The organism is Pseudoblastomonas marina (assembly GCF_034374265.1).
Lineage (GTDB): Bacteria > Pseudomonadota > Alphaproteobacteria > Sphingomonadales > Sphingomonadaceae > Alteriqipengyuania_A > Alteriqipengyuania_A marina.
The window spans coordinates 1864368-1885000 of sequence record NZ_CP139718.1; the positions used below are offsets into that span (position 1 = coordinate 1864368).

The following is a 20633-nucleotide window of genomic DNA, read 5'->3' on the forward strand; positions in this document are numbered from 1 at the left end:
AAAGGACTCCGATGACCGCCCCCGGCGAGACTTCTTCCAAGCTGCTGCTGTTCGGCGCGACCGGCGACCTCGCGCGCCGGATGCTCCTGCCCTCGCTCTATGCGCTGCATGCCGACGGGCTGGTGCCCGACGAGCTGCAGATCATCGGCACCGCGCGCAGCGAGATGTCGGACGAGGAATTCCGCCAGATGGCGCGCGAGGCGCTCGAGGAACACCTTCCCGAGGATCGCAAGGATCCGAAAGCGCTCGAGAGCTTTCCCGAGCGGCTCAGCTACCAGGCGCTCGATGCGTCGACGATTCAAGGATTCGATGCGCTGGCCGAGAAGGTCGGCGACACTTCGGGCGGCCTCTCGATCTTTCTTTCCACCGCGCCGTTCCTGTTCGAGCCGACGATCAAGGGGCTCGAATCGGCCGGGCTGGCTGGCAATAACGTCCGCATCGGACTCGAAAAGCCGCTCGGCAACGACCTCGCTTCGAGCCGCGAAATCAACGATGCGGTTGCCGCGGTCTTCCCCGAGGAGCGGATCTTCCGGATCGATCACTATCTCGGCAAGGAGACGGTGCAGAACCTCATGGCGCTGCGGTTCGCCAACATGCTGTTCGAGCCGGTCTGGAACGCCGCGCATATCGAACATGTCCAGATCACCGTCAGCGAGACCGTGGGGCTCGAAGGCCGCGCGGGCTTCTACGACGAGACCGGCGCGCTGCGCGACATGGTGCAGAACCACATGCTGCAATTGCTCGCGCTCACCGCGATGGAACCCCCGGGCGATTTCGACAGCACCGCGATCCGCGACGAGAAGGTCAAGGTCCTGCGCGCATTGCGCCCGCTCGGACCGGAAGAAAGCGTGCGCGGCCAGTACACCGACGGCGCGGTCGGCGGCGAGGCGGTCGGGTCGTACGAGGCCGATCTCGACGATAGCTCCGACACCGAAACCTTCGTCGCCCTGCGCGCCCATGTCGACAATTGGCGCTGGCAGGGCGTCCCGTTCTACCTGCGCACTGGCAAAAGGCTGGCCGAACGGCGCAGCGAGATCGTGGTCCAGTTCCGCTGCGTGCCGCACAACATCTTCGGCAAGCGCGGCGGGCAGTTGCAGGCCAACACGCTCGTCATCCGGCTCCAGCCGGAGGAATATGTCCGGCTGCTGGTGATGGCTAAGGAACCGGGGCTCGACAGCGAGAAGGTGATCCTGCGCGAGGTCCCGCTCGACCTGTCGCTGAGCCAGGCCTTCGCCGGGACCGTCCGACGCATCGCCTACGAACGCCTGCTGCTCGACCTGATCGAAGGCGACCAGACGCTGTTCGTCCGCCGCGACGAGGTCGAGGCGCAGTGGCAATGGATCGACGCTATCCGCGCCGGCTGGGCCGAGAGCGGCCTTGCCGCCAAGCCCTACAGCGCGGGCAGCTGGGGCCCGAGCGCGGGTATCGCGCTGACCGAACGCGACGGGGTCAGCTGGCATGAGTGAGATCGAACGCCTTACCTTCGACGACCAGAACGAACTGCATGCCGCGCTCGCCGACGAGATGCGCCGCGCGATCGCAAGCGGGCGCGAAAAACGCGGCTCCGCCCTGCTCGCACTGAGCGGCGGCAGCAGCCCGTTCCCGATCTATCGCAGTCTCGCCGAGGAAGACCTCGGCTGGGCCGAAGTCACGATCATCCCTGTCGACGAGCGGCTGGTCCCAGAAAACGACAAGCTGTCGAACACGGCCAAGCTGCGTGAGGTTTTCGAGCCCGCCGGGGCGCGCGTGCTGGGCCTGTTCCCCGATCCGGAAACCGACCCGCTCCCTCCGTCCGCGCTCGATGTGGTCGATCTGCCAGCCGACCTGCTGTGGCTGGGCATGGGTGGTGACGGGCATTTCGCCAGCGTCTTTCCCGGGCCGGATTACGAGCGTGCCTTCGCCACCGAGGACGACACCGTGTTCGTCAATCCATTTCCGATGCCCGCCGAGGCACCGGTCGGACGCCTGAGCATTGCGCCGCGCGCGATTGCCGCTTCGCGCCAGCTGATCCTGGTGATTGCGGGCCGCGACAAGCGCGCCGTGTTCGACCGCGCGCTGGCCGAGGGCACCGCCTCGCCCTACCCGATGGGTCGCTTCCTCGAGGAGTTGCAGCCCACCATGACCGTTTACGAAGGCCTGTTCTGATGACCCTCGATCCGACCATCGAAAAGGTGACCCAGCGGATCGTCGAGAAGAGCCGCGACGGGCGCACACGCTATCTCGACCTGATCGAGCGCATGGGCGAGGAAGGCCCGCGTCGTTCGGCATTGTCCTGCGGCAACCTTGCCCACGCCTTCGCCGCGAGCGGCGAGGACAAGGCGACGATCCGCGAGGCGCGCGCCACCAACATCGCGATCGTCACCGCCTATAACGACATGCTCTCGGCGCACGCGCCCTATTATCGCTACCCGGAGAAGATCAAGCTGTTCGCCCGCGAGGTCGGCGCGACGGCACAGGTCGCCGGCGGCGTCCCCGCGATGTGCGACGGGGTCACGCAGGGGCAGGACGGGATGGAACTGTCGCTGTTCAGCCGCGACGCGATCGCGATGGGGACCACGATCGCGCTGAGCCACGCGATGTACGAAGGCGCGCTGATGCTCGGCATCTGCGACAAGATCGTGCCCGGCCTGCTGATGGCTGCCTTGCGCGCAGGACACCTGCCGACGATCTTCGTGCCCGCCGGGCCGATGCCGTCGGGGCTTGCCAACAAGGAAAAGCAGCGCGTCCGCCAGCTCTATGCCGAGGGCAAGGCCTCGAAGGGCGAATTGCTCGAAGCCGAGAGCGCGAGCTATCACGGCGAAGGGACCTGCACCTTCTACGGCACCGCCAATTCCAACCAGATGATGATGGAGGTGATGGGCCTCCATGTTCCCGGCGCGGCCTTCCCCAATCCCGGCACGAAGATTCGGCAGGAGCTGACCCGGGCCGCCGCGCACCGGGTTGCCGGGATCGGCAAGGAGGGCGACGATTACCGCCCGCTCGGTCGCTGCGTCGACGAGAAGGCGGTGGTCAACGCGATCGTCGGCCTGCTCGCGACCGGCGGGTCGACCAACCACATGATCCATATCCCCGCGATCGCGCGCGCGGCGGGAATCAGCGTCGACTGGACCGATTTCGCCGAACTGTCAGAAGCGGTGCCGCTGGTCGCGCGGGTCTATCCCAACGGCTCGGGCGACGTGAACGATTTCCAGGCGGCCGGCGGCATGGGCTTCGTGATCCGCGAATTGCTCGCCGAAGGCCTCCTGCACAAGGACGTGATGACCGTGTGGCATTCGGACCTCACCCTCTATGGCCGCACCCCCGAGCTCGACGATGGCGCGCTCGTCTGGAACGACGCGCCTGCCAAGAGCCTCGACGAAACCATCCTGCGACCGCCCGCGACGGCGTTTTCCGACCATGGCGGGCTCGCGCTGCTCGAAGGCAATCTCGGCCGCGCGGTGATGAAGACCAGCGCGGTCGACGAAAGCCGCCACACCATCGAGGCGCCGTGCCGCATCTTCCACACGCAGGAAGCGGTGCAGGCCGCGTTCAAGGCGGGCGAGCTCGACCGCGACGTGGTGGTGGTGGTCCGCTTCCAGGGACCGCGCGCGAACGGGATGCCCGAATTGCACAAACTGACCCCGCCGCTGGGCGTGTTGCAGGATCGCGGCTTCAAGGTCGCGCTCGTTACCGACGGCCGGATGTCGGGCGCCAGCGGCAAGGTGCCCGCGGCGATCCACCTTTCGCCCGAGGCGCTCGGCGGAGGCCCGATCGGCAAGCTGCGCGATGGCGACCTCGTTCGCGTCTGCGCACAGGAAGGCACGCTCGAAGCGCTGGTCGACGCCGAGGACTGGAACCTGCGTGATACGCCCACGCCGCCAGCTGCAGAAGACGGGCTGGGCCGCGAGCTGTTCGCGCTGATGCGCCGCCATGCCGACGAGGCCGAGCGCGGCGGCAGTGCGATGTTGTTCGAGGCCGGGCTGTGAGTGCTCCGACCCGCATCGTCACCGCCGATATCGGGGGCACGCATGCCCGATTCGCGATAGCCGAAGTGGCCGACGGCAAAGTCGCTTCGCTCGGCAAACCGACCAAGATGGCCTGCGCCGATCACGCCAGTTTCCAGACCGCGTGGGAAGCCTATGGCGAGGCGATCGGCGAGCAATTGCCCCGCGCCGCCAGCATCGCGCTGGCCGCGCCGATCGCGGGCGACCTGATCAAGCTGTCGAACAATCCCTGGGTCATCCGGCCCGCGCTGGTGAACAGCAAGCTCGGTCTCGACACGCATTTGCTGCTCAACGATTTCGCTGCGGTCGCGCATGCGGTCGATGCCGTAGGACCCGAACACCTCGCGCATGTCGCCGGACCGGAGGCCCCGCTGCCCGAAGACGGGATCGTAAGCGTAATCGGCCCCGGCACCGGCCTGGGCGTCGCGATCCTCGCGCGGATCGGGGGGCGCGGCCATGTCTTCGCGACCGAAGGCGGCCATTCCGATTTTGCCCCGCTCGACCGGATCGAGGACAAGCTGCTCGAACGGCTGCGGGGCGACCACACCCGCGTCTCGGTCGAGCGCGTGGTCGCGGGGCCGGGCATCCGCCCGATCCTTGAGACCATCGCCGAGATCGAGGGTCGGCCGATGCCGCAGGGCGATGACAAGGCGCTGTGGACGATGGCGCTGGCGGGCGAAAACAGCCTTGCCGAAGCCGCGCTCGATCGATTTTGCCAGTGTCTCGGCGCGGTGGCGGGCGATATCGCGCTGACCCACGGCCCAGGCCCGGTGGTGCTGGCGGGCGGGCTCGGCCTCAGGCTCGCGAAGATCCTCCCGCAATCGGGCTTTGCCGAGCGCTTCGCCGCCAAGGGCCGCTATCGCAAGCTTATGGAGCAGCAGCCGGTCAGCATCATCACCCATCCCGAGCCGGGCCTGTTCGGTGCCGCCGCGGCATTCGCCAAGGAGCATACGTGACCGACATCGGCACTATCATGCGCACCGCCCCGGTGATCCCGGTGCTGGTGATCGAGGACGCGGCCGACGCCGTGCCGCTGGCCGAGGCGCTGGTGGCGGGCGGGCTGCGCGTGCTCGAGGTGACCTTGCGGACACCTGCGGCAATTGACGCGATCCGTGCGATGAAACAGGTCGAGGGCGCGATCGTCGGAGCAGGCACGGTGATCGACCCCGACGGGCTCGACGCCGCGATCGATGCGGGCAGCGAGTTCATCGTCTCGCCCGGCCTGACCGAGCGCCTCGGCCAGGCGGCGAACGAACGCGAGATCCCGTTCCTCCCCGGGATCGCCACCGCGAGCGACCTTATGTGCGGGCTCGATCTCGGCCTGACGCATTTCAAGTTCTTCCCGGCCGAGGCGAATGGCGGGATCTCCGCGCTCAAGGCGCTCGCGGGACCGTTCGGCCAATGCCGCTTCTGCCCCACCGGCGGGATCACCGCTGCCAGCGCGCCCGATTGGCTGGCGCTCGATCCGGTGTTGTGTGTCGGAGGCAGCTGGATTGCGCCCAAGGGTGCCGCGCCGCACGACATCGAGGCGCTTGCCCGCGCCGCCGTGGCGCTCGGCTGATCGCAGCAATGTCTTGAAAATGTCGCATGCCGCGCGCAAGCGTTGGAATGTGAACGAGTTGACGCCCCTCCACCCTGCAGCGCCTGCATCCGAAGGTGCCGAGGATGCGAACTCGTTCGAGAACGAACATTTCTTCAATCGCGAACTGAGCTGGCTGGCCTTCAACCGCCGCGTGCTCGCCGAGGCGCGCAATCGCGACTACCCGCTGCTCGAACGCCTGCGCTTCCTGTCGATCTCGGGGAGCAATCTCGACGAGTTCATCATGGTCCGCGTCGCCGGGCTGATGGGGCAGGCCAAGCGCAAGATCGACGAACTGTCGCTTGACGGGATGACCCCGGGCCAGCAGCTTGAAAAGATCAACGACGAGCTCGAGCGGATCGAGCGCGAACAGGACGCGGTGTGGGACGAGTTTCGCACCGAACTGGCCGAGAACGGCATCGAGGTGATCGACGGCAGCACGGTCGACGACATGACTTGCTCGTGGCTCGAGACCTACTTTACCGAGAACATCCTGCCGGTGCTGACCCCGCAAGCGGTCGATCCCGCACACCCCTTCCCCTTCGTCGCCAATCTCGGGCTCGGCCTGCTGTTCAACCTCAAGCGCAAGAGCGACGGGGTATCGCTGGTCGAGATGGTGCTGATCCCCGGGAATCTGCCGCGCTTCATCCGCATTCCGGGCCGCGACACCAAGTATATCAGCATCGAAAACCTGATCCGGCGCCATGCGACGCTGCTGTTTCCCGGCTTCAAGCTGCGCGGAGACGGTCTTTTCCGCGTGATCCGCGACAGCGACATCGAGGTCGAGGAAGAGTCGGAAGACCTGGTGCGCTATTTCCGCAGCGCGATCCAGCGACGCCGGCGCGGCGACGTCGTCCACCTCGAAATCGAGGAGGGATTCGACAAGGAAGCCGAGACCCTGCTGCGCGAACAGCTCTACCTGGCGCAGGCGACGGTCGACGAGAAGAGCGGTCTGATCGGTTTCGCCGCGCTCGAGCGGATCGTCGAAGAGGATCGGCCCGATCTCAAGTTCGAGCCTTACAGCCCGCGCTACCCCGAGCGGATCGCCGAGCATGATGGCGATGCCTTTTCCGCGATCCGCGAAAAGGATATCGTGATCCACCACCCCTATGAGAGCTTCGAGGTGGTGGTCGATTTCCTGCGCCAGGCCGCACGCGATCCCGATGTCGTCGCGATCAAGCAGACGCTCTATCGCGCCGGCTCGCAATCGCCGATCATCGGCGCGTTGATCGAGGCCGCCGAGGCGGGCAAGTCCGTCACCGCGGTGGTCGAATTGAAGGCACGCTTCGACGAGGAGCAGAACATCCACTGGGCGAGCGAGCTCGAACGCTCGGGCGTCCAGGTGATATACGGTTTCGTCGACTGGAAGACCCACGCCAAGGTCTCGATGGTCGTCCGGCAGGAAGGCGCCAGCTTCCGCACATACTGCCATTTCGGGACCGGCAATTACCACCCGGTCAACGCCAAGGTTTACACCGATCTCAGCTACTTCACCGCCGATCCTGCAATGGGCCGCGACGCTGCGAAACTATTCAACTTCATCACCGGCTATGTAGAGCCCGAAAACCTCGAACGCATCGCGGTTTCGCCCAGCGGGTTGCGGCGGACCGTCTACCAGTTGATCGACGCCGAGATCGCCAACGCGGCTAAGGGCAAACCCGCGGCGATCTGGGCCAAGATGAACGCGCTCGCCGATCGCAAGATGATCGAGAAGCTCTACGAGGCAAGTCAGGCCGGGGTGCGCATCAACCTGGTGGTGCGCGGGATCTGCTGCCTGCGCCCCGAGGTCCCGGGCCTGTCGGACAACATCACGGTCAAATCGGTGATCGGGCGGTTCCTCGAACACGGCCGGATATATGCCTTCGCCAATGGCGATATGATGCCGAGCAAGAAATCGAAGGTCTATATCGCCTCGGCCGACTGGATGAGCCGCAATCTCGATCGCCGGGTCGAGACAATGGTCCCGATGACCAACAAGACCGTGCGCGACCAGGTGCTCGAACAGGTCATGCTGGCCCATTTGCTCGACACCGAGCGCAGCTGGCGGTTGCAGGCCGATGGCAGCTACGAACGACTCGAGGGAGGCGACAACCCCTTTAACCTGCACCGGTACTTCATGGAGAATCCTTCGCTCTCGGGACGCGGCGGCGCGCTCAAGAAGAACAAGGACGTTCCCCGCCTCTCGCTCCGTCGCGAAAGCGCCGAATGAACCGAAGCGGAAAGCGCGATAGCGAGAGACCGCGCGCGATCATCGATATCGGGTCGAACACGATCCGCCTGGTGGTCTACGGCAATCCGCCGCGCGCGCCGCATGTGCTCCACAACGAAAAGACGGTGGCGCGCCTTGGCCGCGACCTGTCTCGCACGGGCAAGATCCCGGGCAAGGCGGCGAAGCTGGGGCTCGATGTCCTGCGCCGCTTCGCACGCCTGATCGAAGAGCTGCGGATCGATGATGTCGAGGCGGTCGCCACCGCCGCGGTGCGCGACGCGAAGAACGGCGCGGATTTCCTCGAAAAAGTCCGCAAACTGGGCTTCGCACCACGGCTCCTCAGCGGCAACGAAGAGGCGCAGGCCAGCGCCGACGGCGTGCTCGGCGCCTTTCCCGACGCACGCGGCGTGGTCGCGGATCTCGGGGGAGGCAGTCTCGAGCTGATGGAGATCGACCACGAGAATCGCGGCAACGGCACGACCTTGCCGCTCGGCACGCTGCGCCTCCCCAGCCTGCCGGCCAACAAGGGCAAGAAGGCGGCGATCGCCAAGGTCATCGAAAAGTCCGGCTTTCGCGCGGCGAAGGGAGAGACGCTCTACCTTGTCGGCGGAACGTTGCGTGCATTTGGGCGGCTCGCGATGATCGAGATGAAGTCGCCGTTAGAGGATCCGCACGGCTTCGTGCTCGAGGCCGGGGACGCGCGCCGCATCGCCAAGCGCTTCGCCCGCCGCAAGGCAGACAAGATCGCCGGGATCGAGGAGATATCCTCTTCGCGCAAGGAGATGATCGGCGACGCCTCGGCGCTGGTCGGCGCGCTGCTGGGCGAATTCGAACCCGATCGGGTGGTCTTTTCCGCCTGGGGTCTGCGCGAGGGCCTGCTGATGCAGCGCCTGCCCAGCGAATTGCGGGTGCAGGATCCGCTGCTTTCGGCAGTCACCGCCTATGCCGCGCGCCGCGACGTGACCGCACAGACCGGGGCGATGGTCGCCGGGTGGATCTCGGGGCTGCCCGGCGCGCGCGCCGAGGGCACCGAACGCCTGCGCCTCGTCACCGCGATGCTCGCTCTCGCCAGCCAGCGACTCGAGCCCAATATCCGTCGCCGACACGCGCTCGACTGGGCGCTCCACAAGCGCTGGATCGGGCTCGAGCCGGGGGATCGCGCCAAGCTCGCCGCCGCGCTGCTCGCGCAGACCGGGCGGACCAAGCTGCCCGACGAACTCGCGCTGCTCGCAAGCGAGAACGATCTCGCCGAGGGTGTGGCTTGGGGGCTCGGCATTCGCCTGCTGCGCCGACTCGGCAGCGCAGCGCTCTCCTCGCTCGCCGGCAGCGTGCTGCGCGTCGACGGCAAGAAACTTGTGCTCGCCGTGCCGCCCGAGGCGATGTCGCTGTGCGGTCCCGGGACCGAGGAGGACCTGTCCGCCCTCGCGAGCCATCTCGGTCTCAAGCCTGCGATCGAACGGCGAACGGCATAGCGACCGGGTTCAATAGCGGTTCAGGCGCCGCCGGCAGGGTGGAATTACGGGAAAACCAGAACAATCAAGGCTTCGCGCACATCCGTGTCGCATCGCCCCCGCCGACGCGCCGCAAAGCGCAGGGAAATTGTCACGCGCGCGTCACATGTGGTAGCCATGCGCGTTCGGACGGAGGACTGGGCCGAATGGGATTCGCGCCAATCACGATCAAACCTGCTCGCCTGCCGCGCCTCGCGCTCGGCGGGGCCGGAATCGTGTCGGCTCTGTTCGCGATGCCCGCCATGGCCGATGTCATCGAGATCGGTGCCGAAGGCCACAGCTGGAAGGTCGGCGGGCCGCCGCCGCAGCAAGGCCAGTACGCTCCGCCCCCCGGCGTCGACGGCGAGGATTTCGAAGCCGCGCTGGCGCAGGTCCCGATGACGGTGCCCGAATTCTATCGCGCGCATGTCGCCGGGCTAGCGATCCGCTACCAGCTCTCGCCCTCGCTGATCGACGCGCTGGTGTGGCAGGAAAGCCGCTGGCGCCACGAGGCCGTGTCGCCGGTCGGTGCGCGGGGGCTCGCGCAATTGATGCCCGGTACCGCGCGCGACATGGGGGTGGACATCCACGATCCGTTCCAGAACCTCGAAGGCGGGGCGCGCTACCTGCGCATTCAATTGAACCGTTTCGAAGGCAATCTCGCCCTCGCGCTCGCTGCCTATAATTGCGGGCCCGAGCGGGTCGCGCGGGTAAATGGCATACCCGCGATCCGCGAAACTCAGCTATACGTAGCTTCCATCATGGGCCGGTTGGCCGCGCAATCCCGGAGTTGATTTCGACCATGCGTAAGACGTCCGTTTCCGCCGCGCTTGCGGCGCTGCTTTTCCCGACTGCCGCCATGGCGCAGGACCCTGCGGGTTCAGGCCCGATCGTCGGTGCGCTGAGCTGGATGCAGGACACCCTCCTCGGCAGCGTCGCCACGGCGGTTGCGGTGATGGCGGTCGCCGCAGTCGGCTTCATGATGCTGACCGGCCGGATGAACTGGCGCTTCGGCGCGACCGTCATTCTCGGCACCTTCATTCTGTTCGGCGCGGCCTCGATCGTCGGCGGCATCCAGAGCGCGGCAGGCGGCTGAGCCATGGCGGGTCTCGTTCGCGCCCCCGTCCATCGCGCCCTCACCCGGCCGCAGATGTTCATGGGCGTGACGTTCAACTATTTCATCATCAACGCCGTCGTCACCGTCGAGGCCTTCCTGATCTTCCGCAACTGGATCATCCTCCCGGTCGCCGTGGTGATGCATTTGATCGGCTATTTCGCCTGCCTGCGCGAGCCGCGCGTGTTCGATCTCTGGCTGACCAAGGTGAGCAAGACGCCGCGCGTGCGCAACTGGAAGCGCTGGGGCTGCAACAGCTACGCGCCCTGACAATGCGTCCCATGCGGGACTTCGGAGCAATTCTATGAGCAAGTGGATCGGAGCGGCAGGCTGGAGCGCGAAGGAAGCGCTGGCCGGCGATCGCCTGCCCTATCTGCGGCTCGAGGACGGCGAGACCGTGCTGCTGCGCGACGGCGCGCTGATGCAGTCGATCCAGGTCCCCGGCCTGTTGTTCGAGACCGAGGATTCGGACGCACTCAACGCCCACGCCGCCACGCGCGAGGTGATCCTGCGCTCGACGCTCGATGCGCGCTTCGTGCTCTACCACCACGTCATCCGGCGACGGGTCGAAGTCGAACTCGACGCGCAGTTCGACGATCCGCTCTCGGCGCATATCGACCGCCGCCACCGCCAGCTGCTGTCGGGCGGCAAGTTGTTCGTGAACGACCAGTTCATCACCCTGATCCGCCGCCCCGCGCGCGGCAAGGCGGGCATCGCCGAGCGGCTGAGCCGGGCCTGGAAGCGCAAAGGCAGTCGCGAGATCGTCGCCGACGTCAAGGAAATGCGCGCTTTGCGCGCCGCCGCGACCGGGCTGGTCGCCGCGCTCCAGCCCTATGGCGCGCGCATTCTCGGCGAATATGGCGGCAATGACGGCCGCCGGTTTTCCGAGCCGCTCGAACTGCTTTCGGCGCTCTACAATGGCGAGATGCGGCCGGTCCGCACGCCCGAGGCCCATGTCGATCTGGGGCAGATGATCCCCTACCGGCGCGCCAGCTTCGGGCTCGATGCGATGGAATTGCGCGGTGCGGGCGCGACCGATTTCGGCTCGCTGATGAGCCTCAAGGAATATCCCGAAGCGACCGCGCCCGGACTGCTCGACAACCTCCTGCGGCTGCCGTTCGAGATGACGGTGACCGAGAGCTACGCGCCCAACGAGCGCCAGACCGCGCGCGAGCGGATGGACCTCGCCCTGCGCCGCCTGCGCTCGGCCGACGAAGAAGCGGCGAGCGAGCGCGCGGAAATGCTGTCGGCGCGCGACCAGCTCGGCGCGGGTTCGGTCGGGTTCGGCGACCACCACCTCTCGGTGCTGGTCAAGGCACCCACCCTTCCCGAACTCGACGAGGCGACCGCGGCGGTGGGCGCCGCGCTGGCCGATACCGGCGCGATCGCGGTGCGCGAGGACACCAATCTCGAGCCGGGCTTCTGGGCGCAATTCCCCGGCAACGAGCAGTATATCGTGCGTCGCGCGATGATCTCGACCGCCAACATGGCGGGCTTCGGGTCGCTGCACGGCTTCGCGCTGGGGCGGGCGGAGAACAATCACTGGGGCGATGCGGTCGCCCTGCTGGAGACCACCAGCTCGACTCCGTTCTTCTTCAATTTCCACGCCGGCGACCTCGGCAATTTCTCGGTTTTCGGCCCGTCGGGGTCGGGCAAGACCGTGGTGATGAACTTCCTCGCCGCACAGGCGCAGAAATTCAGCCCCCGCACGATCCTGTTCGACAAGGATCGCGGCGCTGAGATTTTCATTCGCGGGATCGGAGGGCGCTACGACCGGATCAGCCCGGGCGAGCCGACCGGTTTCAACCCGCTGATGCTGCCCGAGACCCCAGCCAACAAGGCTTTCCTGCGCGACTGGTTGGGCGTGATGCTCAATGCCGAGGGGCCCGAAGAGCTGGGGACGATCGCAGCGGCGGTCGACGCGACTTACGAGAACGACCCGCGCCTGCGGCGCCTGCGGCATTTCCGCGAATTGCTCGCCGGGACGCGCCGCCCGCAACCCGGCGACCTCGCCGACCGCCTCTCGGCCTGGATCGAGGACGGCGAACATGCCTGGCTGTTCGACAATGAGCGCGACGAGGTCGATCTCGAACGCCGCGTGCTCGGCTTCGACATGACCGCATTGCTCGAAAGCCCGCGCCTGCGCACGCCGACGATGATGTACCTGTTCCACCGGATCGAGGAACGGCTCGACGGGCATCCGACGATGATCCTGATCGATGAGGGCTGGAAGGCGCTCGACGACGAGGTCTTTGCCGCGCGCATCCGCGACTGGCTCAAGACCTTGCGGAAACGCAACGCGCTGGTCGGCTTCGCCACGCAGAGCGCGCGCGACGCGCTCGATTCGAAGATATCGACCGCGCTCGTCGAACAGACCGCGACGCTGGTCTTCACTCCCAACCCGCGCGCCCGCGCCGAGGATTATTCCGAAGGCTTCGGCCTGACCGAGCACGAGCTCGCGCTGATCAAGACGCTGCCCGCGCATAGCCGCTGCTTCCTCGTGCGCCAGCCCAATGCGAGCGTGGTGGTGCGGCTCGACCTTGGCGGCGCGCCCGAAGTGCTGACCGTGCTGTCGGGCCGCGAGGCCTCGGTGCGCAAGCTCGACAATCTCCGCGCCGAACTCGGGGACGATCCGGCGGCCTGGTACCCGCACCTGACCGGGCATCCGTGGCCCGGCGACAGTGGCATCGAGCACGACAGCGACATGCCCGAGGCAGCCGAGTGACGACCGCCGCCGCCGCCTCGTCCTGCGATCTCTACACCGACGGTATTGCCGGCGGGCTCGCCGGTGCGCTGCGCGGGGTCGATTGCGTCGCGGGCGAGATGGCCCAGGCCGCCTTCGCGCGGCTGTTCGGCCCGGGCGGCGAACTCGTCCCCGCGCTGACGATCTTCTTCACGCTGTTCGTCGCGCTGTTCGGGATCGCGCTGATGACCGGTCGCACGCGGCTCGGCATTTCGCAGCTCACCCCGCGTTTCGCGACGCTGGTGCTGGTGATCGTGCTGACTTCGAGCTGGCTCGCCTTCCAGGCGCTGGTGTGGAACGTCTTCGTGCTCTCGCCCGACTATCTCGCCAGCGTGATCACCGGGATCGACGGATCGGCCACCGCCACCTTCGCCGACAAGATCGACATCACCTTCCTCACGATCGGCGAGATCGCCGGGGCGGGCGGTGCCGGGCAGGACATTTCGGTGTTCTCGCCGACCGGCCTGCTGTGGCTCGGCGGGACGCTATTGTTGCTCGGGACGGTCGGCGTGCTGGTGACGGCCAAGATCGCGCTCGCGGTGCTGGTCGCGCTCGGCCCGATCTTCGTCAGCCTCGTCCTTTTCGAAGGGACGCGCGGGCTGTTCGTCGGCTGGATCAAGGGACTGACCATGCTCGCGCTCGCGCCGCTGTTCGCGGTGCTCGCGGGCGGGGTCATGCTCGAACTCGCCGTGCCGGTGATCTCGAGCCTCGCCACCCAGCAGGGCAATATCGATCCGCGCGCTGCGATGGCGTTCTTCCTGATCGGCGCGGTCCATGTCGCGCTGATGATCTTGGTACTCAAGGTCTCGGCGACGATGGTCGCCGGGTGGACCGTGTTCGGCCTCGCCCGCGATCGCAGCGAGAGCCGTACCGTGATCACCAACACCACAGCCGGCACCAATGCACAGGCCCGCGAACCGGCGGCGGCGCAGGCCGCGTCGTCCGTCTCGGGCACCGCCGAGCGCGCGCGCATGCCCGCCGCGATCATGGCCGCCAATGCCGCCAACGACTCCGGCGGCATGTCGAACCGGACCGAGATCCGCACCGTCACCGAACGCGCCGCGGGCGTCGCAGCCGGATCGAGCGACAGTGCCGGCACACCATCACGAACCCACGGGATCGGCAGCCGCTTCCGCGCGCCGTCCGCAGCCAGGAAACCGGAGATGATACGATGATGCGGGTGGTCGCAGCCCTGCTCTTGGCGCTGATCGCGTCAGCTACCGACGTGCGCGCGCAGGATCCGCGCCTGGTCGAGGTGTTCTACGACGAGGATCGCGTGGTCCGGCTCGAAGGGCGCACCAATGTCCAGGCGATGATCGTCTTTGGCGAAGACGAGGTGATCGAGAATATCGGAATCGGCGATTCCAACAGTTGGCAGGTCACGCCGAACAAAGGTGCCGACCGCGTCTTCGTCAAACCCCTGTCCGAAATCGCGTCGACCAACATGACTGTGGTGACGAGCAAGCGCACCTATCTATTCGACCTCGTCAGCAATCCGCGCAACCCGCCGGTCTATATGCTGAGCTTCATCTATCCCGACGAAGCCGAGGCCGAAGAGACCGTCGCGAGCCCCGCTGCCCGCGCGACCGCGGCCGAGCTCGCGGCCGCCAGCGATCCCTATGCAGTGGTCGATCCCGCGACGCTCAATACGCAGTGGTCGCGCCGCGGCGCGGCGGTGCTGATGCCGGAACGGATCTACAACGACGCCGAGGCGACCTTCCTCGTCTGGGATCCCGAGCGCGCGATCCCGGCGATCCTGCTGCGCAACGACGAGGGCGACGAAGGCCCCGCCAATTACACGCTGCGCGGCGACACGATCGTGGTCGAGGGCGTACCCGCGCTGATCGTCCTGCGCAGCGGCGACGATCTTGCCGAACTGTTCTATGCCGGCCCGCCGCGGGTGAGCGCCGAAGCGGGGAGCCGATGATGCGCGATGCCGCCACCGAAGACGCGGTCGACCCGCGCGACGCGATGGATCTCGAAGATACCGATCTCGCGCGCCGCAATTCCTATCCCGCGGTGACCCAGCGCAAGGGCGCGAGCGACGGCCTCGGCCTTGCCGCGGGCATCATTGCAATCGGGGCGCTCGGGGCGGTGACGCTGTGGGCGTTGCAGAATCCCGATACCGAGCGCAACGCCCAAGGGATCGGCGGAGGTCAGCCGGACGAACAGGTGTCCGGTATCGCGACGGGCGAACCGGCTCAGCCGATCGTCCAACCTCCGGCGGCACAGCCGGCCGAAGCGGCAGGACCGCCTGTAGCCTCGCCCGCCCCGGTCTATACCGCCACGACATCGAGCGTACCGACGGTGCAGACCGCCCCGATCGGCAATCCCTATTCTTCGCCCACCGTGGTGTACGACGTCGGGCGCGCGCCCGGCGCCGCCGCCGCTGCCGAAGCCGCCGATGCAGCAGCCGCCGGAGCCCCGCCGACCCCCGGCGGCGGCAGCGCAAGCGATTTTGCCTCGCGGATCGGCGGCGTGGGCGGCGCGCCGACCCGCGCAGCGCGGTCGATCGATCCGTCGACCACGGTGGCGCAGGGCACGCTCATTCCCGCCGTGCTCGAAACCGCGATCAACACCGACGTGCCCGGCTATGTCCGTGCGGTCGTCAGCAAGGATGTCCGCAGTTTCGACGGCAAGCGGGTGCTCGTCCCGCGCGGCTCGCGGCTCGTCGGCCAGTACCAGAGCGGCGTGCAGGCCGGGCAGAAGCGCGCCTATGTCGTGTGGACCCGGCTGCTCCAACCCGACGGCGTCTCGGTCGACCTCGCCTCCCCCGGGACCGGGTTCGACGGGACCACCGGGCTCGCCGGCGACGTCGACAACAAGTTCTTCCAGCGTTTCGGCTCGGCGATCCTGCTCTCGGTGATCGGCGGGCTGACCGCGATCGCCGGCGGCGGGGCGAGCGTCGTCCTCGGCGGCGGCCAGAGCGCTGCGGCCACCGCGCTCCAGCAGAACGGCGAGATCGGCCCGACCATTCGCGTCAAGCAGGGCGAGCCGATCCGCGTCTTCACCGCGCGCGACCTCGATTTCTCGACCGTCGTCACGGGACGCTGAGCGATGGACGCGCCGATCTCGGCCGACGGCGAAGGCCCGGACAGCCCGCCCGAAATCGGTGCCGATGCGCGCAGCGTCTATCTCGACGCCTATCTCGCGCCCTTCCGCCAATGGCTCGACAAGGATTCGGTCACCGAGATCCTGGTCAACCGCCCCGGCGAAGTCTGGATCGAAGACGCCGAGCTGCGCGGGCCGATGCGCAAGGTCGAGACCAGCGAGATCGACGATCGCCTCGTCCAGCGTCTCGCCGAACAGGTCGCGCGGGTCTCGCACCAGGGGATCAATCGCGAGCACCCGCTGCTCGGGGCGACGCTGCCAGATGGCGCGCGAATCCAGTTCTGCGGCCCGCCTGCCGCGCGCAAGCACTGGTGCATGGCGATCCGCCGGCATCGCCGCCTCGACCTGCCACTCGACGCCTATGACCACGGCCCCCTCGGGCAGCACGTGGAGCCCGACTTTCCCGATCACCAGCAGCAGCCGATCGAATTCCTCCGGGCAGCGATCCAGGCACGAAAGACGATCCTCGTCTCGGGCGGCACCTCGACCGGCAAGACCACCTTCCTGAACGCCATGCTCGGCGAGATTCCGGGCGAGGAGCGCGTGGTGCTCGTCGAAGACACGCCCGAGCTGAAACTGCGGGGCGAGAATGGCGTCGGCCTGGTTGCCGTGAAGGGCGAGCTGGGCGAGGCCAAGGTCACCGCCAACGAATTGCTTCAGGCCGCGCTGCGCCTGCGCCCCGACCGGATCGTATTGGGCGAATTGCGCGGGACCGAGAGCGTGTCCTTCCTGCGCGCCATCAACACGGGCCATCCGGGCAGCTTCTCTACCATCCACGCCAATTCGGTGCGCGGCGCGCTCGAGCAATTGTCGCTAATGGTGATGCAGACCGGGATCGGGCTGAGCCGCCAGGACACGCTCGAATACGCGGCGAGCGTGATCGACGTGATCGTCCAGCTCGACCGCACCGACGGCAAGCGTGGAATCGCCGCGATTGCACGATCCGCCGATCTCGTTGCGATGGCCGATAATACCGGCGCTTGATTTACCAACCGCTAAAGGCAGTCTGGTAGTTCCCTCGGGAGAATGGAGAGGAGAACGGCCAGAGCATGAGGTTGCGGACGCGGGCCCTTCTCTTCGTCTTGCCGACGGTCTTCGTCATCTTCGGCCTGCTGACCTATGCAACCTACCGGGCCGAACTGGCCGACGAGCGAGAGAAAGCACTGGTTGACCTCCAGTCGGTAAGCGCAGCCACTGCCGATGCGATTGCAAGCCATGTCGCCGAAATCGAACGGGTCGAACGCGAGGCGGCACGGCGCATGGCCAACCGGCTGCGGCGCGCCGACTCTCTCGAAAGCTTCGACCGGGTCTTTCCCCGCCAGGCGGACGGTTCCTACCGGACACCGGACGAACTCTGGCATGGGAGCGTGCGCCCCGATGGGACCGAAGTCGCCGGAATCGGGGGGCTGATAACCGGGGAGCCGCCGAACCCGCGCGAGCGCCGCGAAATGGTCGCCAGTTTCGAAACCCTGAAGGACATCGTGCCAGGGCTGTCACCCGAGATCGAAAGCCTATATTTTTTCACCCCCTATAACGGACTGGTGATTTACGGCCCACGCCGCACCGACGAGCTGATCTTCTATCGCCGCGATGCACCCGCCGATTTCGATTTCCAGGACCGAGTCTTCGTTCAGATATCGATCCCCGACAACAATCCTGCCGGCGACTTCCGCTGCACCGATCTCGTGCAGGCCGCCTACGATCAGACCGGGCTACGCTGGACCACCGGTTGCATGTTCCCAGTACGGTTGGACGGGCGCCATCTCGGCGCCTGGGGTGTCAGCATCCCGCTCGAGGACCTGATGAACGCGATTCCCGATCGTCTCGGTTCGAGCGATGTCGGCATTGCCGTGGTGACCGACGAAGGAAAATTGCTGGGGCACCCGTCGCTCGCCGACCGACTTGGGCGCGATCTTGGGAGCCTGCTAGACCTCAACGATCCTCCCAACGCAGAGTTCGCCGAGCTCCGCGCCTTCGTCGGCGGCGCAAACGCATCGGTAGAGCCGAGCTATGTCGAAGGGCTTGATGCCTATGCGTCCGCCAAGCGCATCGAAGTCCCCGGATGGACCGTGGTCGCCATGGTACCGAGAGATCGGCTCGAAGCAGACGGCCGGGAACTCGCGCTGCCCATCTTCCTGGGCGGTTTGGTCGGAGCAGGGTTGCTGGCGGTCGTGCTGATGGTGTTCTTCACCCGCCAGGTGTCTGGCCCCCTGAGGCGCATCGCCGAGCGTGCAGATGCGGTCGCTCCCGACACCCGACACACGGGCGAGGCGAATGCGCGCCATTCGGGTGGCAGCGAGATCGAACGGCTCCATCACGCGCTCGACGCCATGACCCGCCGCCTCGCCGAGGACGAACGAAGGCTCAACCAGTCGTTCGATGCGCTGGTGGATGCGGTCGAGGAATATGCCATCGTGCTGCTCGATCCGGATGGGATGGTCCTGCGTGCCAATGCCGGAGCGAGAAACCTGTTCGCTCTTCGCGCAGGGCAGGACGGTATCGGCAAGATAGTAAGGTTGAACGAAGGCCAGTCCGACACTGCATACGCCCTGCTCGAGAAGGCCGAACAGGAAGGCGGAACGACCCAGCACACCGAGCGGCGGCTTGCCAGCGGCGAAAAGGCGCGGGTCACCGAGACGATCAGGCCGCTGCGTTCGAGCGATGGCGAGATCTTCGGCTATGCCTATGTCGCGCATCTGCGCGGGAAACCCGGCGAACGACGTAAAGGCACTGGCTGAACGTTCCTGCGGGAGACCCGTGGCCTTCGGACGCCCCGGCGGGCTGTCCATTCGAGACACAAAAAAACCGCCCCGGAGGGCGGTTCTTAGAAAACTGGTTGCGGGGGTTGGATTTGAACCAACGACCTTCAGGTTATGAGCCTGACGAGCTACCGGACTGCTCCACCCCGCGGCACCGTTTTGCTGACGTCAGAGACGCCAAAAGGGCCGACCCTGATGGGCGGCCCTCTGACAAGTGAATGGGTTATCCCGCGCACAGCGCCGGCTGCAATGCCTGGCGGCGACCTACTCTCCCAGTGCTTAAGCACTAGTACCATCGGCGCTACCTGGTTTCACGGCCGAGTTCGAGATGGGATCGGGTGGGTCACAGGTGCTATGACCACCAAGCAATGAAGCCGGCGCGGCGTGCGGGTTTAAATCGATGCGATACGTATAGGCGTTGATCTGGCCGATCAATCGTCCGTCAACGCTTCCCTTCGCAGGGCTGACGTTGATGGTGGGATTCATCAAGCATGATCAGAGTTATTAGGACTGGTTAGCTCCACGCGTTACCGCGCTTCCACACCCAGCCTATCAACGTGATGGTCTATCACGACTCGAAGATACCTTATCTTAAGGGAGGCTTCCCGCTTAGATGCTTTCAGCGGTTATCCCGTCCGTACATAGCTACCCAGCGGCACGCCTGGCGGCATGACTGGTACACCAGAGGTACGTTCACCCCGGTCCTCTCGTACTAGGGGCAACTCCTTTCAAGTATCGACGCCCACGGCAGATAGGGACCAAACTGTCTCGCGACGTTCTGAACCCAGCTCACGTACCACTTTAATTGGCGAACAGCCAAACCCTTGGGACCTGCTCCAGCCCCAGGATGTGATGAGCCGACATCGAGGTGCCAAACGATTCCGTCGATATGAGCTCTTGGGAATCATCAGCCTGTTATCCCCGGCGTACCTTTTATCCGTTGAGCGATGGCCCTTCCACGAGGGACCACCGGATCACTATGACCGACTTTCGTCTCTGCTCGACTCGTCAGTCTCGCAGTCAGGCAGGCTTATGCCATTGCACTCTCGCAGACGGTTTCCAACCGTCCTGAGCCTACCATCGCGCGCCTCCGTTACTCTTTAGGAGGCGACCGCCCCAGTCAAACTACCCGCCATAGAGGGTCCCTGATCCGGATAACGGACCTAGGTTAGACATCAGAAAACAACAGGGTGGTATTTCACTGGTTGGCTCCACTCGGACTGGCGCCCAAGTTTCAAAGCCTCCCACCTATGCTACACAGTTCTTTCCTAATGCCACTCTAAAGCTGCAGTAAAGGTGCACGGGGTCTTTCCGTCTAACCGCGGGTACTCCGCATCTTCACGGAGAATTCAATTTCGCTGAGCATATCCTGGAGACAGTGGGGAAGTCGTTACGCCATTCGTGCAGGTCGGAACTTACCCGACAAGGAATTTCGCTACCTTAGGACCGTTATAGTTACGGCCGCCGTTTACTGGGGCTTCAATTCGGAGCTTGCACTCCTCCTCTTAACCTTCCAGCACCGGGCAGGCGTCAGACCCTATACGTCGTCTTGAAGCCGACTTAGCAGAGTCCTGTGTTTTTGCTAAACAGTCGCTACCCCCTGGCCTGTGCCCCCTGAAAAGAGTTGCCTCGATTCAGGGCCTCC

General features: G+C 66.1%; 16 protein-coding genes, 1 tRNA gene and 2 rRNA genes (1 of these 19 only partly in view). 16 read left to right on the forward strand and 3 right to left on the reverse strand.

Annotated elements, in window-relative coordinates; translation table 11 throughout:
* Positions 1-11: 11 nt before the first annotated feature.
* From zwf to T8S45_RS09290, 16 genes are all read left to right on the forward strand, one after another.
* Positions 12-1466 carry a glucose-6-phosphate dehydrogenase gene (gene zwf, locus T8S45_RS09215; RefSeq protein ID WP_322293502.1) on the forward strand — a complete coding sequence of 485 codons (1455 nt, stop codon included), beginning with the start codon at positions 12-14 and terminating at the stop codon, positions 1464-1466.
* Positions 1459-2145, forward strand: a complete 687-nt coding sequence (locus T8S45_RS09220; protein WP_322293503.1) for a 6-phosphogluconolactonase — start codon at positions 1459-1461, stop codon at positions 2143-2145. Before zwf ends, T8S45_RS09220 begins: the two co-directional genes overlap by 8 nt.
* Positions 2145-3965, forward strand: coding sequence for a phosphogluconate dehydratase (gene edd / locus T8S45_RS09225; RefSeq protein WP_407654890.1), 1821 nt, complete (start codon positions 2145-2147; stop codon positions 3963-3965). The genes T8S45_RS09220 and edd overlap by 1 nt, the downstream gene beginning before the upstream one ends.
* The gene (locus tag T8S45_RS09230) at positions 3962-4939 is read left to right on the forward strand and encodes a glucokinase (protein WP_188642548.1); all 978 of its coding nucleotides are present in this window, start codon (positions 3962-3964) and stop codon (positions 4937-4939) included. The genes edd and T8S45_RS09230 overlap by 4 nt, the downstream gene beginning before the upstream one ends.
* Positions 4936-5544, forward strand: a complete 609-nt coding sequence (gene eda, locus T8S45_RS09235; RefSeq protein ID WP_322293504.1) for a bifunctional 4-hydroxy-2-oxoglutarate aldolase/2-dehydro-3-deoxy-phosphogluconate aldolase — start codon at positions 4936-4938, stop codon at positions 5542-5544. Before T8S45_RS09230 ends, eda begins: the two co-directional genes overlap by 4 nt.
* A gap of 49 nt (positions 5545-5593) precedes the next feature.
* Positions 5594-7771 carry an RNA degradosome polyphosphate kinase gene (locus T8S45_RS09240; RefSeq protein ID WP_322293505.1) on the forward strand — a complete coding sequence of 726 codons (2178 nt, stop codon included), beginning with the start codon at positions 5594-5596 and terminating at the stop codon, positions 7769-7771.
* Positions 7768-9243 (forward strand): Ppx/GppA phosphatase family protein, encoded by a 1476-nt coding sequence (locus T8S45_RS09245; RefSeq protein ID WP_322293506.1) that lies wholly within the window; start codon positions 7768-7770, stop codon positions 9241-9243. Before T8S45_RS09240 ends, T8S45_RS09245 begins: the two co-directional genes overlap by 4 nt.
* A gap of 185 nt (positions 9244-9428) precedes the next feature.
* Positions 9429-10055: a lytic transglycosylase domain-containing protein gene (locus T8S45_RS09250; protein ID WP_322293507.1), complete on the forward strand. Its 627-nt coding sequence runs from the start codon at positions 9429-9431 to the stop codon at positions 10053-10055.
* 8 nt (positions 10056-10063) lie between these two features.
* Entirely contained in the window at positions 10064-10357 is a 294-nt protein-coding gene (locus tag T8S45_RS09255) for a TrbC/VirB2 family type IV secretion system protein (protein WP_322293508.1), read from the forward strand.
* 3 nt (positions 10358-10360) lie between these two features.
* On the forward strand, positions 10361-10645 hold the full coding sequence (locus T8S45_RS09260; protein WP_188642553.1) for a VirB3 family type IV secretion system protein: 285 nt from the start codon (positions 10361-10363) through the stop codon (positions 10643-10645).
* Between the two features lie 34 nt (positions 10646-10679).
* Complete coding sequence (locus tag T8S45_RS09265) at positions 10680-13100, forward strand: VirB4 family type IV secretion/conjugal transfer ATPase (protein WP_322293509.1); 2421 nt, start codon at positions 10680-10682, stop codon at positions 13098-13100.
* The gene (locus tag T8S45_RS09270) at positions 13097-14293 is read left to right on the forward strand and encodes a TrbL/VirB6 family protein (RefSeq protein ID WP_229658159.1); all 1197 of its coding nucleotides are present in this window, start codon (positions 13097-13099) and stop codon (positions 14291-14293) included. Before T8S45_RS09265 ends, T8S45_RS09270 begins: the two co-directional genes overlap by 4 nt.
* Entirely contained in the window at positions 14290-15045 is a 756-nt protein-coding gene (locus T8S45_RS09275; protein ID WP_322293510.1) for a TrbG/VirB9 family P-type conjugative transfer protein, read from the forward strand. The genes T8S45_RS09270 and T8S45_RS09275 overlap by 4 nt, the downstream gene beginning before the upstream one ends.
* A complete protein-coding gene (locus T8S45_RS09280; RefSeq protein WP_322293511.1) occupies positions 15045-16172 on the forward strand; it encodes a TrbI/VirB10 family protein in 1128 nt (375 codons plus the stop codon). Before T8S45_RS09275 ends, T8S45_RS09280 begins: the two co-directional genes overlap by 1 nt.
* Positions 16173-16175: 3 nt before the next feature.
* A complete protein-coding gene (gene virB11, locus T8S45_RS09285; protein ID WP_322293512.1) occupies positions 16176-17213 on the forward strand; it encodes a P-type DNA transfer ATPase VirB11 in 1038 nt (345 codons plus the stop codon).
* A 65-nt stretch (positions 17214-17278) separates the two neighbouring features.
* Positions 17279-18967: a PAS domain-containing protein gene (locus tag T8S45_RS09290; RefSeq protein ID WP_322293513.1), complete on the forward strand. Its 1689-nt coding sequence runs from the start codon at positions 17279-17281 to the stop codon at positions 18965-18967.
* Between the two features lie 95 nt (positions 18968-19062).
* Here the strand turns inward: T8S45_RS09290 and T8S45_RS09295 are convergent.
* From T8S45_RS09295 to T8S45_RS09305, 3 genes are all read right to left on the reverse strand, one after another.
* Positions 19063-19139, reverse strand: a tRNA-Met gene (locus T8S45_RS09295).
* Between the two features lie 100 nt (positions 19140-19239).
* A 5S ribosomal RNA gene (gene rrf / locus T8S45_RS09300) occupies positions 19240-19354 on the reverse strand.
* A gap of 118 nt (positions 19355-19472) precedes the next feature.
* Positions 19473-20633 (reverse strand): 23S ribosomal RNA (locus T8S45_RS09305); it runs 1631 nt beyond the window's last position.